Annotated in this window: 16 protein-coding genes; 7 read left to right on the forward strand and 9 right to left on the reverse strand. The window is 71.9% G+C overall.

The window, feature by feature from the left end; all coding sequences use genetic code 11:
* Positions 1-64: 64 nt before the first annotated feature.
* From ACFWRO_RS13790 to ACFWRO_RS13810, 5 genes are read right to left on the reverse strand one after another with little or no spacing between them, the layout of a single operon-like run.
* Positions 65-1414 (reverse strand): cytochrome P450, encoded by a 1350-nt coding sequence (locus tag ACFWRO_RS13790; RefSeq protein WP_384509021.1) that lies wholly within the window; start codon positions 1412-1414, stop codon positions 65-67.
* Positions 1415-1429: 15 nt separating this feature from the next.
* On the reverse strand, positions 1430-2023 hold the full coding sequence (locus tag ACFWRO_RS13795; RefSeq protein ID WP_384509024.1) for an ATP/GTP-binding protein: 594 nt from the start codon (positions 2021-2023) through the stop codon (positions 1430-1432).
* Entirely contained in the window at positions 1998-2375 is a 378-nt protein-coding gene (locus ACFWRO_RS13800) for a DUF742 domain-containing protein (RefSeq protein WP_384509027.1), read from the reverse strand. Before ACFWRO_RS13800 ends, ACFWRO_RS13795 begins: the two co-directional genes overlap by 26 nt.
* Positions 2372-2773, reverse strand: a complete 402-nt coding sequence (locus tag ACFWRO_RS13805) for a roadblock/LC7 domain-containing protein (RefSeq protein ID WP_362418573.1) — start codon at positions 2771-2773, stop codon at positions 2372-2374. Before ACFWRO_RS13805 ends, ACFWRO_RS13800 begins: the two co-directional genes overlap by 4 nt.
* Complete coding sequence (locus ACFWRO_RS13810) at positions 2770-3942, reverse strand: ATP-binding protein (RefSeq protein WP_384509030.1); 1173 nt, start codon at positions 3940-3942, stop codon at positions 2770-2772. Before ACFWRO_RS13810 ends, ACFWRO_RS13805 begins: the two co-directional genes overlap by 4 nt.
* A 308-nt stretch (positions 3943-4250) precedes the next feature.
* On the opposite strand from ACFWRO_RS13810, the gene ACFWRO_RS13815 reads away from it, so the two are divergent.
* Both ACFWRO_RS13815 and ACFWRO_RS13820 read left to right on the forward strand, forming a co-directional pair.
* The gene (locus ACFWRO_RS13815) at positions 4251-4772 is read left to right on the forward strand and encodes a cupin domain-containing protein (RefSeq protein ID WP_384509033.1); all 522 of its coding nucleotides are present in this window, start codon (positions 4251-4253) and stop codon (positions 4770-4772) included.
* On the forward strand, positions 4769-5167 hold the full coding sequence (locus tag ACFWRO_RS13820; RefSeq protein ID WP_384509036.1) for a VOC family protein: 399 nt from the start codon (positions 4769-4771) through the stop codon (positions 5165-5167). The genes ACFWRO_RS13815 and ACFWRO_RS13820 overlap by 4 nt, the downstream gene beginning before the upstream one ends.
* A 13-nt stretch (positions 5168-5180) precedes the next feature.
* On the opposite strand, the gene ACFWRO_RS13825 is transcribed toward ACFWRO_RS13820, so the two are convergent.
* Both ACFWRO_RS13825 and ACFWRO_RS13830 read right to left on the reverse strand, forming a co-directional pair.
* Entirely contained in the window at positions 5181-6356 is a 1176-nt protein-coding gene (locus ACFWRO_RS13825; protein WP_384509039.1) for an ROK family transcriptional regulator, read from the reverse strand.
* 49 nt (positions 6357-6405) lie between these two features.
* Positions 6406-7110: a 4'-phosphopantetheinyl transferase family protein gene (locus ACFWRO_RS13830; protein WP_384509042.1), complete on the reverse strand. Its 705-nt coding sequence runs from the start codon at positions 7108-7110 to the stop codon at positions 6406-6408.
* Positions 7111-7518: 408 nt separating this feature from the next.
* On the opposite strand from ACFWRO_RS13830, the gene ACFWRO_RS13835 reads away from it, so the two are divergent.
* The 3 genes from ACFWRO_RS13835 to ACFWRO_RS13845 are packed head-to-tail and all read left to right on the forward strand — an operon-like array spanning position 7519 to position 10921.
* Entirely contained in the window at positions 7519-8808 is a 1290-nt protein-coding gene (locus ACFWRO_RS13835) for a uracil-xanthine permease family protein (RefSeq protein ID WP_384509201.1), read from the forward strand.
* On the forward strand, positions 8805-10214 hold the full coding sequence (locus tag ACFWRO_RS13840; protein WP_384509045.1) for an amidohydrolase family protein: 1410 nt from the start codon (positions 8805-8807) through the stop codon (positions 10212-10214). The genes ACFWRO_RS13835 and ACFWRO_RS13840 overlap by 4 nt, the downstream gene beginning before the upstream one ends.
* Complete coding sequence (locus ACFWRO_RS13845) at positions 10211-10921, forward strand: sulfite exporter TauE/SafE family protein (RefSeq protein ID WP_384509047.1); 711 nt, start codon at positions 10211-10213, stop codon at positions 10919-10921. Before ACFWRO_RS13840 ends, ACFWRO_RS13845 begins: the two co-directional genes overlap by 4 nt.
* Positions 10922-10931: 10 nt before the next feature.
* On the opposite strand, the gene ACFWRO_RS13850 is transcribed toward ACFWRO_RS13845, so the two are convergent.
* Positions 10932-11990, reverse strand: a complete 1059-nt coding sequence (locus ACFWRO_RS13850) for a substrate-binding domain-containing protein (protein ID WP_384509050.1) — start codon at positions 11988-11990, stop codon at positions 10932-10934.
* 91 nt (positions 11991-12081) lie between these two features.
* Positions 12082-13467 (reverse strand): FAD-binding protein, encoded by a 1386-nt coding sequence (locus tag ACFWRO_RS13855; protein WP_384509053.1) that lies wholly within the window; start codon positions 13465-13467, stop codon positions 12082-12084.
* 315 nt (positions 13468-13782) lie between these two features.
* Here ACFWRO_RS13855 and ACFWRO_RS13860 point away from each other — a divergent pair, with 315 nt between their 5' ends.
* Together ACFWRO_RS13860 and ACFWRO_RS13865 are read left to right on the forward strand one after the other, a co-directional pair.
* Complete coding sequence (locus ACFWRO_RS13860; protein ID WP_384509054.1) at positions 13783-14124, forward strand: hypothetical protein; 342 nt, start codon at positions 13783-13785, stop codon at positions 14122-14124.
* Between the two features lie 282 nt (positions 14125-14406).
* On the forward strand, positions 14407-15261 hold the full coding sequence (locus tag ACFWRO_RS13865; protein ID WP_384509057.1) for a sterol desaturase family protein: 855 nt from the start codon (positions 14407-14409) through the stop codon (positions 15259-15261).
* Positions 15262-15330: the final 69 nt, after the last annotated feature.

Raw genomic sequence — 15330 nt, forward strand, 5'->3', positions numbered from 1 at the left:
TGCTCACTACCCCGGTGGTTGAACGCTCATGCGATGGCGGGAGTTCCAAGCGGAGTGGTGTCCATCACTTCGCCAGCCAGTTGAGGAACTGGCTCCACATTCCGCCGCGCTTGCGCCCCTCCTCGGCCTGCTCGGGGTCCGGCCGGGCCGACGCCTCGGGGTGGGCCTGCGCGCCGCCCCGGCGTACGGTCTCGACCGGTGTGAACCGGGCGGGCAGCGTGGCCAGGCCGCGGTTGAACGGGCCCGGACGCCAGACGAGGCTCTCCTCCGGCACCGCGAGTTCGACGTCCGCGAGCTGGTTGAGGAGGTTCTCGATGGCGATGACCGTGATCTGCCGGGCGGGGTCCTTGGACGGGCACGCGTGCGGGCCCGCGCTCCACGCCAGATGGGCCCGGTTGCTGCCGGACTGGCGCGCGGCCGTCAGCGCGGGACCGGTGTTGGCGGCCGCGAAACTGACCAGCACGAGATCGCCCGCGTGCAGCTTCTGCCCGGCGAACTCCATGTCGGCGGCCGGATAGTGCGGCGCGAGGTTCGGCATGGGCGGGTTCTCCCACAGCGTGTCGTCGATCGCCTCGTCGATCAGCCCGCCCTTGTGGGCGTACGCGTCATGGGTGAGCAGCCGGTGCAGGGTGTTGCCGATGAGGTTCCGCAGCGGCTCGTTGCCCGCCACCAGCAGGAGAGCGAGCTGATGGACCATCTCCTCGTCGGTCAGCCTCGCCTGGTGCTCCATCAGCCACGAGGTGACGTCGTCCCCGGGCCTGGCACGCTTCAGCGCGACGAGTTCGCCGACGGCCCCGAACAGCACCTCGACGGCGCGCTCGGCGTTCACGCCGTCGAACATGCCGGTGATGCCGAACAGCATGCGGTCGCCCACGTCGGCCGGGCAGCCGAACAGCTCGTTGAAGACGAGGAGCGGCAGCTGCTTGGCGTAGTCGCCGAGCAGGTCGGCGGAGCCGCGGGCGGCGAACTGCGAGATGAGGTACGCGGAGACCTGCTCCGTGGTCCGGCTCAGCTTGCGCACGTCGACCCGGGCCATGCTGTCCGTGACCGCCTGGCGCAGCCGCAGGTGCTCGGCCCCGTCGCTGAACATGCAGTTGGGCCGGTACGCGAGGACGGGCACGACCGGGTTGTCCGGGCTGATGAGCCCCTCGTTGAGGTGCCGCCAGCGGCGCGAGTCCTTGCGGAAGCTGCCCGAGTCCTGGAGGAGCTGGAGGGCCGTCGCGTAGTCCGTGACGAGGGTGGCCTCCACCCCGGGGGCCAGCTCCACGGGAGCGGTCGGCCCGAAGTGGCGCAAGTACGCGTAGTACGCGTCCGGGTCGGCCTGGAACTCCGGCCCGTACAGCGGGACCCGGCCGCCGTCGGCGTGCGCGGGGCACCCGGGCGGGGGTACGGGTGCGGTGGATCGAGCGTCCATGATTTCTCTCTGCTTCTAGTGAGCGCGGTCCAGCAGGTACCGGACGAGGGTGATCAGCGCGTCGGCGGACGACTTCTCGTCGCGCGCGTCGCAGGTGACGATCGGGGTGTCGTCGAGCAGGTCGAGCGCCTCGCGGAGCGCGCGCTCCTCACGGTCGGGGGTCCCGTCGAAGTGGTTGACGGCGATCGCGTAGTTGAGCCCGTACTGCTCGATCAGGTCGATCACGCCGAAGGAGTCCGCGAGCCGCTCGGGGTCGACGAGGACAAGCGCGCCGAGCGCGCCGCGCGCCATGTCCTCCCACATCTGGACGAAGCGCTGCTGACCGGGCGTTCCGAACAGGTAGAGGACGACCCGCTCGCTGATCGTCAGCCGGCCGAAGTCCATGGCCACCGTGGTGGTGGTCTTGGACCGGACGCCCTTGAGGTCGTCGAACGACTCGGCCGCGCGCGTCATCGTCTCCTCGGTGGTCAGCGGAGGGATCTCCGAGATCGCACCGATGAACGTGGTCTTGCCGACGGCGAAGTGGCCGACGACGAGGATCTTGACGGCGGTCTGCGTGGCGCCGTCGCGCACGTACGCCTGCTCACCCAAACTTGGCGCGGAGACCATTCAGTACCTCCTCGAGGATGTCACGGTCCGCGAGCGCGGCACGCTGCACGGGAGGGCGGGTGATGAGATATCCGCCCTCGGTGAGGGCGGAGAGGAGGATCCTGACCACGCCGATCGGCAGCTTGGAGTGCCCCGCGACCTCGGCGACCGAGAGATAGCCGGCGGTGCACAGGTCCAACATGCTCTGCTCCTCCGGCGAGAGCCGGGTGGGGCGCTGCTGGTGGTCGGCCGACGCGGTGACGAGCGTCACCAGCGACAGCTGCTCCTCGTCGGGCAGGCCACGTCCCTTGGTGATGACGTAGGGACGGACTAACTCCGCCGACTCCGGCTCCCGTTCGTCGTAGCGGCTCATGAGCGGGCGCCGAGGTTCTCGCGCGGCGGCGTCGTCAGGGCCTTGCCCAGCTGGCCGACGAGCTGCTGCATACGGAAGGTGATGTCCTGCATGTCGACGTCGGGCGAGGCCGAGACGCCGAGGTAGGCACCCTCGCCCGCGGAGATCAGGAAGACCCAGCCGCCGTCGAACTCGACCAGCGTCTGACGCCACTGCAAGCGTCCCGGCTCCACGAAGAAGCCGAGCGAACGGCTGAGCGACTGCATGCCGCTCATCGCGGCGGCGACCGTGTCCGCGTTGTCCTTCCCGAACGCCTTGGTCCGGGCCATCAGCAGACCGTCCGCGGAGACCAGGACCGCGTGCAGCGCCCCGGGTATCTCCAAGGCGCTGTCAAGCATCCATGACAGATCGTCGTTCACGAGACCTCATGCCCTTCGCTGCTCGCATCACGTGTGCTGCTCGATTGATCCGCCGACTCCGGCCGGGTGGCCCGTCCGGACTGCGTGCCCCGCTGGAAGGCCCCCATGATCGCGGCGGTCTCCGCGCCGGAGCGCGACGGAGCGGGCGCGGACTGATCGCCGCCGCTCACGATCGTCATCGGCCGCTTGCGGCGGCGCTTCGGCAGACCGTCGTCGGTGGTGGCCGCGGCAGCCACCACGGGTGCGGGGCCGCTCGGCTCCGGCACCGCGGCGGCCGGGGCGACCGGCTGCGGGGCCTTCCTCTCCGGCATTCCGGTGAGCAGGTCGTGCGGAAGCAGGAGGACGCCGCGGACGCCTCCGTACGGCGAACTGGAATCCACGGACACCTCGAATCCGAAGCGCTCACAGAGCACACCGATCACGGCGAAACCGAACTGCGGCGGGCTGCCGAGTCCGGAGACACCGGACACCCGCTCGGTGGACAGAAGCTTCTCGGCCCTGACCCGTTCCTCGTCGTTCATACCGACACCGGCGTCGTCGACGACGATGCAAATGCCCTTGGGCACGGTACGGATATTGATCTCGACCACGGTGTCCGGGCTGGAATAGCTGGTCGCGTTGTCGAGGAGCTCGGCGAGCGCGAGCGCCACCGGTTCGACGGCGCGGCTGGTGATGCCGAAATCGACCTGGGAGAGGATCTCCACCCGCCGGAAGTGGCGGATACGGCCCTGGGCGCTGCGGACCACGTCGTACACCGAGGCGATCTCGCGGTGCCGGCCGAGCCAGCCGTCGCAGAGCACGGCGATCGACTGGGCGCGCCGGCCGAACTGCGAGTTGGTGTGGTCGATTTCCAGGAGGTCCCGGAGAATGACCGAGTCACCGTACTTGTTCTGCAGTCCGGAGATGACCAACTGCTGCTCGGCGGCGAGGCCTTGGAGCGTCCGCATGGCGGACTTCAGGACCGACTTCGTCGATTCCTGGGCGCGGTCCTTCTCGTCCTCGACGGACTTCGTGTAGCTGTTCTCCAATTCGGAGTAATGTGCCTTGAGCTCCTCGGTCCCCTGCCGTAAGGTCCGAATCGCCTTGCGCTGGCGAACGATGACGGCGACGGCGCCAATGGTGGCGGCCAGGAGGACCCAGAGGACCGGGTTCTGTGCGTAATACGTCATAGGACTCTCTTCAGGCGACTGACGGTCTTTGCTGAACTCCGTCAATGCGGGTGGCCCGGCTTCCTTCCGTGTCCGGGGTACCGTCCGGAGGGTCGCCGTGGTCGGAGATGTCGTCTTGCACCCATCCACCGCTCCGCAAGCGTGGTGATCTTAGCACCGGGCACGAACAGGTGACCGATCGTCAAAGTGTGACCTTCGTACGGTCTCTTGGCTCAACCCGGCGTTCATGCCGAGTTCATTTCGCACCCTCGCGTCCGGGGCGCGACAGGCCTGGTCAGGAGCCTGTTCATGATCGTAAAGTCCGGATCATGACTCAGAACACCTCCCACGAGACGCCGTCCGCCGCGCCCTTCCCGCCCGTGCTGACCCGGCACGCGGAGGCCGAGACCTGCGCCGACCCGAGCAGCGTGATGACCCTGCTCGCCGACTCGGACGGCACGGCCGACGGCTTCACCAGTTACCGGTCCAGCTTCGCCAAGGGCGCCGTGGGCGCGCCCGCGCACTTCCACACCAAGGCGACCGAGCTGTTCTTCGTGATCAGCGGCTCCCTCCAGGTACTTGTGGGGGAGGAGGTCACCGTCCTGGAGGCGGGCGACTTCCTCGCCGTGCCGCCCCACACCCCGCACGCCTTCGCCGCCGCGCCCGGCTGCGAGGCGGACGTCCTCTTCGTCTTCACGCCCGGCATGGGCCGCTTCGACTACCTGCGGCTGCTCGGCCGCGTGATGCGCGGCGAGGCCGACCCGAAGGAGATCGCCGCGTCAGCCGAGCGGTACGACAACCACTACGTCGACAGCCCGGCCTGGCGCGCGGCGCTGGAGGCCTCGGCGTGATCGACCCCACCACGCACGTCCGCGTGGCCAGGCCCTCCAGGGACCTCGCCGCCGCCGAGCGGTTCTACGTCGACGGCCTCGGCCTCGACGTGCTGTGGCGGACGACCGAACGCGTCCCGGGCGAGCACGACCTGCTGATGGTCGGGCCGCAGGACGGGCCCTGGCACTTCGAGTTGACCCACGACCCGGAGCGCCCGCTGGAGCCGACGCCCACGGTGGACGACCTGTTCGTGCTCTACCTCGGCAAGCCCGCGGACGCGTCGCTGATCGACCGGCTTTCGGCTGCCGGCGGTACGCGTGTCGCGGCGCACAACCCCTACTGGGACGAGCACGGCGTGACGATCGCCGACCCGGACGGCTACCGGCTGGTGCTCTGCTCCCGTACTTGGGGCTGAGGGCCGCCCGGCCCTAGGAGTGCGGGCGGCGTTCGAAGACGACGTCCCGCGCCGTGTCCAGGGCGATCGCCAGGGCGCCGTGGAGTACCGCGTCCTCGCCGAGGTGGCTCGCGGCGACCCTGGGGCGGATCGGGGTGATCGCCCGCAGGGTGCTCCGTACGGTACGCAGCAGCAGATCCGCGCTGTGGCCGACGCCGCCGCCGAGGACCACGAGGTCGGGGTCGAGCACCGCGGACACGGCGGCCACCGTGTGCGCGAGGCGCTCGCCCTCCAGCTCGACCGCCTCGACGGCCGCCGGGTCGCCCGAGCGGGCCGCGTCGAAGACGTCCTTCGCGCTGAGGTCCCCGGTCATGCCGCGGTCCCGCGCGGCCGCGACCACCGCGTCGCCCGAGACGAGCCCCTCCAGGGTGCCCGGGCCCTGGCGTCCCGGCCACGGCACGAAGCCGATCTCGCCCGCGCCGCCGTGGGCGCCGGTGAAGAGCCGGCCCTCGCTCACCACGCCCATGCCCAGACCGGTGCCGATCATCAGGTACACGAAGAGCCTGCTGCCCGCGCCGGCCCCGACGGTGTACTCGCCGAGCGCCGCGAGGTTGGCGTCGTTGTGGACGGCCAGGGGCAGGCCGAGCCCCTCGCGCATCCGGTCGAAGAGCCCCGGGCGCCCCCAGCCGGGCAGGTTGCCCGCGAACCGGACCCGCCGGAGCTCCTCGTCGTACACGCCGGGCGTGCCCACGACCGCCTGCACGATCTTGTCCGGCGCGACACCGGAACTCCCCACGAGCTGCCGGGCGGTGGCGACCACCAGGTCCGCCATCGGGCCCGACGTACGGGCCTGGTTGCGCACCTCCGTACGGGCCACGACCGTGCCGTCGAGGTCGGCGAGGGCGACGCGGAGCCAGGCCCGGCCGATGTCGATGCCGAGCGCGTAGCCGGCGGTCGGATCCGGAGCGTAGAGCACGGCGGTCCGGCCGCGTTCGGGCGCGTGGACACCGGCTTCCCTGACGAGCCCGGCCTGTTCGAGCGAGGCCAGGGCGCTGGAGACCGTGGGCTTGGACAGGCCGGTGGTCCGGGCGAGCTGGGCCCGGGAGGCCGGCCCGCCGGAGCGCAGCAGGCCGAGCAGCAACCGTTCGTTCCCGCTGCGCAGGCGCTGCGGGTTCCAGATCTGCTCTCCACCCACGTCGTTGCTGGTCATCCCGTCATTCTGGCGTATCGCACAAGCCGTTCGGCACGCGCCCGCGCGCTCAGCTCCGTACGGCCACGGCCCCCGCGTGCGTGGGGTCGACCGGGACGTCGGCGATCCGCCAGCCCGGCAGCCGGGCCTCGCACGGTTCGGCCGAGCCGACGTGGTCGAGCGCGAGCCCGCGGGCGAGGCCGGTGCCGAGGCCCTTCAGATACGCCTCCTTGCGCGCCCAGGTCCGGGCGAAGGCGCGAGGTCGGTCGGCCGCCGCGTACCCGGCCAACTCCTCCGCCTCGCGCGGATGCAGCATCGGCGCGACCTCCTCGACCGTGGCCGGCTCCGGGAGCCGCTCGACGTCCACCCCGACCGGGCTCGCGGCGAAGGCCAGCAGGCCGAGCCCGTCGCTGTGCGAGAGGGAGACGTGGAGCGGATCGCCCTCGACGGCGGGCCGCCCGTGCGGCTCCCCGCACTCGGGGCACGGCCGCCGTACGAGCGGCACGTCCCGGGGCTTCACCCCGAGGTAGGCCCCCAACAGCACCCGCAGCCCCACGTGCACCTCGGTGTACGTACGCCGGTCCGCGGCGCTCCGGAACCCCCGCGCGGTCGCCAGCTCCCCGGCGTCGAGCACGTCCATCCGCTCGGCGGGCAGGTCGACTTCGGGCGCCCGGACGAGCCACACGTGCGGCGCCTCGTCGGGAGCGGGCGGGGCGAGCGGCGCCGGCGGCTCCTGCCCGGGGACGCGCGGGAGCAGCCGCGGCTCGATCTTCATGGGGACAGTCTAAGAGTCTTGACGGTGGGCGGTGGCCCTCGGATACTGGCGGCCAAATCGATTTGGCCTCATCGCATCGGCCCTCCGTCCGGGGCTGGATCGCGGCTGACATCCGAGCGTGCAGCGACGCCCGAACGGAGCCCGAACGTGTCCACTCCCCACCACCTTCCCGGTACGGAACGACGATCCCCAGCTCCTGAGACACCCGAGACCCCCGCCCCCGAGGGCCCCAGCCCCGAGCCCCCCGAGGGCCCCAGCCCCGAGCCCCCCGAGGGCCCCAGCCCCGAGCCCCCCGAGGGCCCCAGCCCCGAGCCCCCCGAGCCCTCCGCCCCCGAGACCCCCCACCCCGTCGACCAGTCCCGCCCCCTGGGCAGGATCCTGCTCTTCGGGGTCCAGCACGTGCTCGTCATGGCCGCCACCCCCATCTCGGCGATCTTCCTGATGAGCGCGACCCTCCGCCTCGACCCCGGACTCACCGTCAACCTGCTCTCGGCGGCCTTCGTGCTCTCCGGGGTCGGCTCCCTGATCCAGTCCCTCGGTCCGTGGAAGTTCGGTCCCCGGCTGCCGTTCGTGATGCTGCCGGGCGGCGCGCCCCTGATCCTCTTCCTCGCCATCGCCGAACAGCACGGTCTGCGCACCGCCACCGGGGCCGTGATCCTCACCGCGGCCTTCTACTTCCTCGTACTCCCGGTCTTCTCCCGGCTGTTGGCCTTCTTCCCGGCCCTCGTCATCGGCACGATGATCGTCATCGTCGGCGTCAACCTGGTGAAGGTCGGCGCGGTCCTCGTCACCGGACGCCCCGGCACGCCGGGCTTCGCCGACCCCCTCAACCTCGGCCTCGGCCTGGCCACCATCGGCTTCACCGTCGCCTTCTACCTGTTTTTCAGCGGCATCCTGCGCCAACTCGCCGTCATGCTCGGCCTCCTGGCCGGCACCGGCCTCGCCGCAGCTCTCGGCTCCGTCGACCTCGGCGGCGCCACCGACGGCGGCCTGCTCACCCTGCCGCAGCTGATGCCGTTCGGCTCGCCCCAGTTCAACCTGGTCGCCGCGCTGCCGCTGATGCTCTACAGCCTCGCCTCCATGGCGGAGGCCACCGGACAGACCGTCATCAACGCGGAGGCCGTCGGCAAGGAGATCGACACCCGCACCGACGTCCCCAAGACCGTCCGGGGCGACGCGCTCACCTCGCTCTTCGGCGGCTTCTTCGGCCTGCCGCTCATGGTCACCAGCGGCGAGAACATCGGCATCGTCCGCGTCACCGGCGTCCGCAGCCGGTTCGTGACCGCCGCGGCCGGTGTCGTACTCATCGCCATCGGGTTCCTCGCCCCCGTGACCCGCGCGATCAGCGTCATCCCGTCGGCGGTCGTCGGCGGCACGGCGATGGTCGTCTTCGCCGTGATCACCGTGCTCGGCGTGCAGATGCTCGGCCGCTCCGACCTCGGCACGCACACGAGCACCTTCATCTGCGCCGTCGCCCTCGCGCTCGGACTGCTCCCGATCCTCGTTCCCGGCGTGTACGGGGGCTTCCCGCCGAACCTCCGCATCCTCCTCGAAAGCGGCGTCGCCGTCGGCGCGTTCGTCGCCGCCGTCCTCAACGTCCTCTTCCACCACGTCAGGCCGAACGTCGCCGCCCGGCTGACTTCTGCCCGCCCCACCGGAGCCCGCCTCGGCTCCCCTCGTACGGAAAGCGACCGATGAACAAGCTCACCCGTGACGCCCTGACCGGTTCGGACCGGCCCCTCCTGCTCGTACCGGACGCCGTGCTGCTGCCGGAGGGCCCCGCCGAGGGTCACGCGGTCGTCGTCGCCGACGGGTCCTTCCAGCGCGTGGGCCCCCTCGCGGACGTGGCGCGCACCCATCCCCACCTCGAACCTGTCCCGCTCCCGGGACACCTCCTGATGCCCGGCTTCGTCGACTCCCACCACCACCTCACCCAGAGCTTCGGTGCCGCGCTCGCCTTCGGGGAGCCGTCGGAGATCTTCCGTAGGGTGTGGGTGCCGCTCGAGGGCGCCCTGGACGAGGAAGCGGCGTACGTCGCCGCCAAGTTGGCCGTGCTCGAAGCCCTGCGCGGCGGCTTCACCACCGTCGCCGACGCGGGGACCCGCGCCGATGTCGACGTCGAGGTGGTGGCCGCCGCGGCGCGCGACGCCGGAATCCGGTGCGTCCTCGGCCTGGTCCGTAACGACGCCGACGGCGAGATCGTGTCGGCCTCGTCGGCCTCGTCCGCCCCGGACAGCGCCGAGAAGCACCTCGCGCGCTACGAAGGCGACCCGCTGATCCACGCCTCCCTCGCCGTCTCCATCCCCGAGGCCGCCACCGAGGAGACCCTCCGGCACACCGCCCGTCTCGCGGCCGAGTCCGGAGCGGTCCTCCAGATCCACGTCAACGAGCACCTGGCAGGGGTCGAACGCTCCCTCGTACGCCACGGCCTGCGGCCCCTGGGACACCTCCACAGGCTCGGCGTGCTCGGCCCCCACCTGCTCGCCGCGCACGCCACCCTCCTCACCCCGCGCGAACTCACCCTGCTCGCCGAGACCGGCACCGCCGTCAGCTACAACCCCGTCGCCAGCGCCTGGAAGGGCAACGCCGTCGCGCCCGCCACCGCGATGGCCGAGCGGGGCATCCGCTTCGGGCTCGGTACCGACGGCACGCGCGGCGACGGCTTCCGGCTCGCCGACGCGGCCGAGTTCGCGCAGCGGCTCGCGTACGGGCTCGCCACCGGCGACTCGTCCTGCGGCGCCGGCTGGACCTGGCTGGAGCACGCGACTCGCGGCGGAGCCGACGCCGTCGGCCTCGGCGCGCGGACCGGCGCGATCACCGAGGGGCTCGCCGCCGACTTCCTCCTCGTCGACACCACCACCCCGGAACTCGCGCTCTCCTGGGACCTGCCCTGGGAGCTGGTGCGGCGCGGCAACCGCGACCAGATCACCGCCGTCTTCGTCGCCGGCCGGCTGCGGCTGTGGGGCGGCCGGCCCGTCGACTGGGACGGGGCCGCCCTCGTGCGCCGGGCGGCCGAGCTGGCGCGTAGGGCTGTGGGCGGCGCCGCCATCACCCGCGTCCATCCGACATCGACGGTGGCGCGGGCCGTGAGGACCGCGAAGTGACCGCCGGAACACTGGCGGTCCTCGCCCTCACCGTGACGGCCGCCGCGTTCGTCCAGGGCAGCAGCGGACTCGGTTTCGCCCTGATCGTCGCCCCGGTGGCGGGCATCCTCGACCCGCGCCTGGTCCCCGTGTTCGTCCTGGCGTCGATGATCCCGCTCAACCTGTACGTCGCCTGGCGTGAACGGTCCTCGCTCGACCTGCGCGGCGCGGGCTGGATCACGGCCGCGCGCCTCGCGGCGACCCCTGGCGGCCTCGCGCTGCTGTGGCTGATCCCGGAGCGCAGCCTCGGTCTGTTCGTGGGCGTCGCCACTGTGCTCGCGGCCGTGGTGAGCCTGGCGGCGCCCGCGTTCACGCCGGGCCGCGTCGCCTATGTGGGCGCGGGCGCGGTGACGGGCCTGACGGAGACGGCGACGGGGGTCGGCGGCCCGCCGCTCGCCCTCGTCTACCAGCACCGGCCGCCGGCGGAGCTGCGGTCCACCGTCGCCGTGTGCTTCCTCGTCGGTGAAGTCGCCTCGCTGCTGCTGTTGTTCGCGACGGGGGAGGGGAGGCCGGCCGACCTCGGCTGGGCGCTCGCCCTCGTTCCCGCGATCGCCGCGGGCGCGTGGCTGAGCCGCTTGGCGCACGATCGGCTCGACGCGCGGCGGATGCGGCTCTTCGTGCTCGTCTTCGCGCTCGTCTCGGGGGCGCTGCTGATCCTGGGCCTCTGACCCCGGGGTCTCACGCCCCCGTCGGACCTCGCTGCGACGAGCGGCGGGCGATGACGCGCGGCTCCGGGACCGTCGGCACGGGCGCGGTGGCGGGGGTGTCCGCCCCACCGCGCAGCCGGCCCAGGAGCAGCGTCACCGCGTCGGCCGCCGCCCGGTCCAGGTGCAGGTCGACGGCGGTCAGGGGCGGTTCGCAGGTCCGGGCGCGCAGGCCGTCGTACCGGGTGACGACCATGACGTCGTCCGGCACGGCGCGCCCGCTGTCCCGGATCGCCCGGACCGCGCCCACAGCGAAGGCGTCGACCATCGCGCAGACCGCGTCGATCCCGGGGTGCTCGGCGAGCAGGGCCGCACACCGTTCGTACCCGGCCTGCTCACCGCCCGCCTCGGGCGCGGTCGCCACGAGCGGCGTCCAGCCGTGCTCGTCCGCGAGCCGCTCGTAGGCGGCGCGCGCGTCCACGGCCGAGTGGCGTCGGCCGGAGCCGATGAGCAGGGCGGGCCGGCGGGCCCCCTGCTCGTGCAGATGGGTCAGGAGCAGCTCGGCGACGAGGCCGCCGCGCAGATCGACGTACGGTACGTCCTCGGCGGGTGACACGGGCCTGCCGAGCGTCACGTACGGCAGCCCGCGTTCCTTGAGGGCGGCGACCGCCGGGTCGTCGGCGTCGGGCTCCACGACGATGGCCCCGTCGATGTCGACGGAGTACAGCGCGGAGCCGGACTGCACGGGCGGTACGAGCACCAGCGCGTAGTCGTGCAGGAGGGCGCTCTCGGCGGCCGCGGCCGCGACCTCCATGTAGAACCCGAGCCGCGACGGTCCGCCCGCCACCGCGAACGGCATGGAGGAGGCGAGTGCGATGGCCTTCGCCTCCCCGCGCCGCAGCCGCTGGGCCCGCAGGTTGGGCCGGTAACCGAGGTCCGCGGCGACTTGCTTGATGCGCTCCCGGGTCCGGGGGTCGACCTTGCCGATCCCGTTGAGGGCGTGCGAGACCGTCGTACGCGACACACCGGCGACCCTGGCGACATCGGCGATCGTCGGCGGCCTCGTACCGGGACCGGAACCGGGGGTGGACATCAGGGCGGACGCTCCTCGTGTCGAGGGACGGGGTGACGCCACCATCTTCGCCGACCGGCCCGGTCCCGTGCCGGACCGGGCCCCGCTCGGGTCAGAAGATGCGCTGGCCCGGCGTGAGGATGCCGTCGGGGTCGTAGCGGTGGCGGGCGGCGCGGAACTCGGGCCAGAAGGCGCCGAAGTGGCGGACCCAGTCGTCCGTGGTGAGCGGGACCGAACCGATCGGGTACCAGGTGCCGCCCGCCTCGACCGTGGTGTCGTACTGGGCGCGGTTCGCGGCGACCATCTCCTCGGCGGAGTCCGCTCCGGGGGAAGCGGTCTTGAGGAGGGAGAAGAGATAGGCGAGTTCCTCGTCCGGCATGACCGGGAGCGGGGTCCGGCACTTGGTGGTGAGCACGGGGTACAGGAGGACGACCGCGCTCGCGCCGAGGGAGCCGGACTTGAGGCCGGCCAGCGTCTCCGTGACGACCTCGTTCACGGTGGACGCGGGCAGCAGGCTGTCGTACCAGGGGTGGGGGCGCTGCCACTCGCCGTTCGACCTGAGCATGTCCACCAGCGGGGCGATCCGGTCGAGGAAGTCGAAGTACTCCATTTCCTGGGCCTCGACCGAGGTGTATCCCAGGCCGTCCGTGAGCCGGGCGTCGTCGGCGGCGGTGGCGTCGTAGGACGCGGCTTCGATGAAGTGGATCCAGCCGTCCGGGGTGAGCATCACCTGGCCGACCAGGTAGTCGAACCGGCCTTCCCTGATCAGTTCGGCCTCCCGCGCGGTGAGCGCGGCGACGCTCGGGTACGTCAGGGTGTAGAGCCGTACGGAGCGGGGCGCGGGGACAAGGGCGAGGGTGGCGCGGGTGATGATCGCGCACTGCCCGAGGCCGCCGAGGGCGGCCCGGAACAGGTCCGGACGCTCGGTGGGCGAGCAGGTGGTCAGCTCGCCCTCGCCGGTGACCACTTCGAGTTCGAGGACGTTGTCGACCTGCGTGCCGTGGTGACCGATCTGCCCGCCGAGACCCCCGGCGGACAGCGTGCCGCCCACGGACAGCTCCAGGTAGTCGGTGAAGACGGGCGGGGTGAGGCCCAGGGGCAGGGTGGCGCGGACCAGGGTGCTCCACAGCACCCCGCCCTGCACGACCGCTGTGTTGTCGCGGATCTCGACGGCGTCGAGGGAGCCGAGGTCGACGACGAGCCCGGCCGGTACCTGGGCCTGTCCGTTGGTCGAGTGGCCCTGACCGCGCCCGGCGACCTTCACTCCGCGCTCCCGGCAGTAACGGACCATCGTGGCCACGTCGTCGGCCGAGCCGGGCTTGAGGACAGCGGCGGGCGACCGGCGGACCATGCGGCCGAAGTCGCCGGAGGCCGCTTCCAGGGTGGCGCCGTCGAAACACAGCTCCCCGTCGAGTGCGGGCACCGCGTCGAAGGGACCGCCGGCGCCGGAGGCGTCGGCCGGGTCCGGCTGCGGGGTGGGAACGGGGGGTGGCGTCACGCCGACTCCAGATCGACTCGGGTACAGGGGGGGGTGCCGCCTCCGACGTGCGTACCGGTGGCCGCCGTGTGCCGACGCACGGCACGGGTCTCGGAACCCCCTGCCGGTCGCCTCCACAGTTCCTGCACATTGTGATCGTTTAGCTGTCGAACCGTCCACCGAAATGCCCAATTCCGGTTATAAGGGTGGACCGTCAGGCGCCTCCGAGGCCCGCGAGGGACTGCCGGGCTCGACGCGGCCGCCTCCCGCCCCTTTTCGAGGTCGCCCACGGCGAGGACGGCATGGGCGCCCTTGGTGGCCAGAGCGGCGGCCGCTATGCGGCCGATCCCGCCCTCGCGCGTGCGGGTCACGATGACGGCGTACGTCCGTTTCGCCACCGAGAACGCCGCACTTCTCGAGCTGATGTGTTCGAGCAAGCACCGTCCGGGCGCGACGTGCGTCGTCAAGGCGGCCGAAGCGCCGTTCGGGCGGATGGGCGGGCAGGAGCAGGGTGCGCTGCAGGGCGGCGACCCTGAGCGGATCGGGATCGTCCTGTTCGCGACGCTCCAGGGCATGGCCTCGACCATCAACAGCGACTTCGTCCCGGCGGACCTGCTCGACAGCCTCGTGGAGACCGCGGTCGAACAGTTCCTGCGCGGCGCCCGCCCGCTGTCGTAAGGGCACTTCAAGGGCCGTCACGTCATGTCCGGCCATGGCGAATCGATCCGGCAATCCGTGCGATCAACTCCCGGCGGAAATAAGCCTGGTTGAGACGATCTTCGGGGGTGCGCGCGGGGGTATTTGGATCATTGGCACCGGCGCGTTCGACACCGTGCGCCGGTCGGTGACCGTTGCCGTACGTAGTCATGTGAATTCATACTGTCATCAAGCTCCCCGGTGCCTCCCTCCTGGTCGGGGAGCGCTCCCACGTGTCCGGCCGTCCCCAAGAAGTGGAGTGCCATGCCCCGGTTATCGGCGCGCGATGTCCTGGCCGTGACCGCCCAACCGGTCCTGCTGCTCGCGGTCGCCGCCGTCTTCCTCCTCACCGAAGGACGCGGCTGGGACACGGGGCGCGCCGTTCTGCTGTTCCAGTTCACGGTGCTCGGCTATCTCGTGCTGCTCGAGTTCCTCATCCCGTACGACCGTTCCTGGCAGCCCGAGCGCCGGGAGTGGGGGTGGTACGGCGTGTACTACGTCCTCACCGCCGTCGGCGGCACCCTCGGGCAGAACCTCGTGCTGTACGCCGTCGGCAAGGTCGCCCGCCGCGATCCGTGGCTGCCCCTGTGGGCCGAGATACCCGTGGCCCTGCTCCTGGGCTCGCTCGCGAGCTACGCGGTGCATCGCGCGGGCCACACCTACGCCTGGCTCTGGCGGCTGCACGGCGTCCACCACGTCCCCACGAAGGTCAACGCCGGCAACAACGGGGTCAACCACGTGCTCGACGTCGTCATCTCCCAGGGCTTCGTCCAACTGGCCCTGGCCCTGGTCGGGTTCTCCGAGCGGACGGTGTTCGCGGTCGGTCTCTTCGTCGTCGCCCAGGGGTACTTCGTCCACGCCAACGTCCGCGTACGGCTCGGGCTGCTCAACCACGTCCTCTCCGGGCCCGAGCAGCACCGGCTGCACCACAGCACCGACCTCTCCGAAGCCGGCCACTACGCCTCCGACCTGTCTGTCTGGGACCGGGTGTTCGGCACGTTCACCTGGCGCCCCGGCCGTGAACCGGAGTCCGTCGGCCTGACCGACCCCGGCTCCTTCCCCGACACCGGCGCCGTCCTGGCCACACTCGTCCACCCCTGGCGGCGCTCGGTCGGCTGACCGGCCCCGTACCGCGGACTCCGCACCTCGGCCCCAGCGCCTCGGACCCCGCACCTCGGACCTCCCCGG

It is taken from the genome of Streptomyces sp. NPDC058579 (assembly GCF_042718575.1).
Classification (GTDB): domain Bacteria; phylum Actinomycetota; class Actinomycetes; order Streptomycetales; family Streptomycetaceae; genus Streptomyces.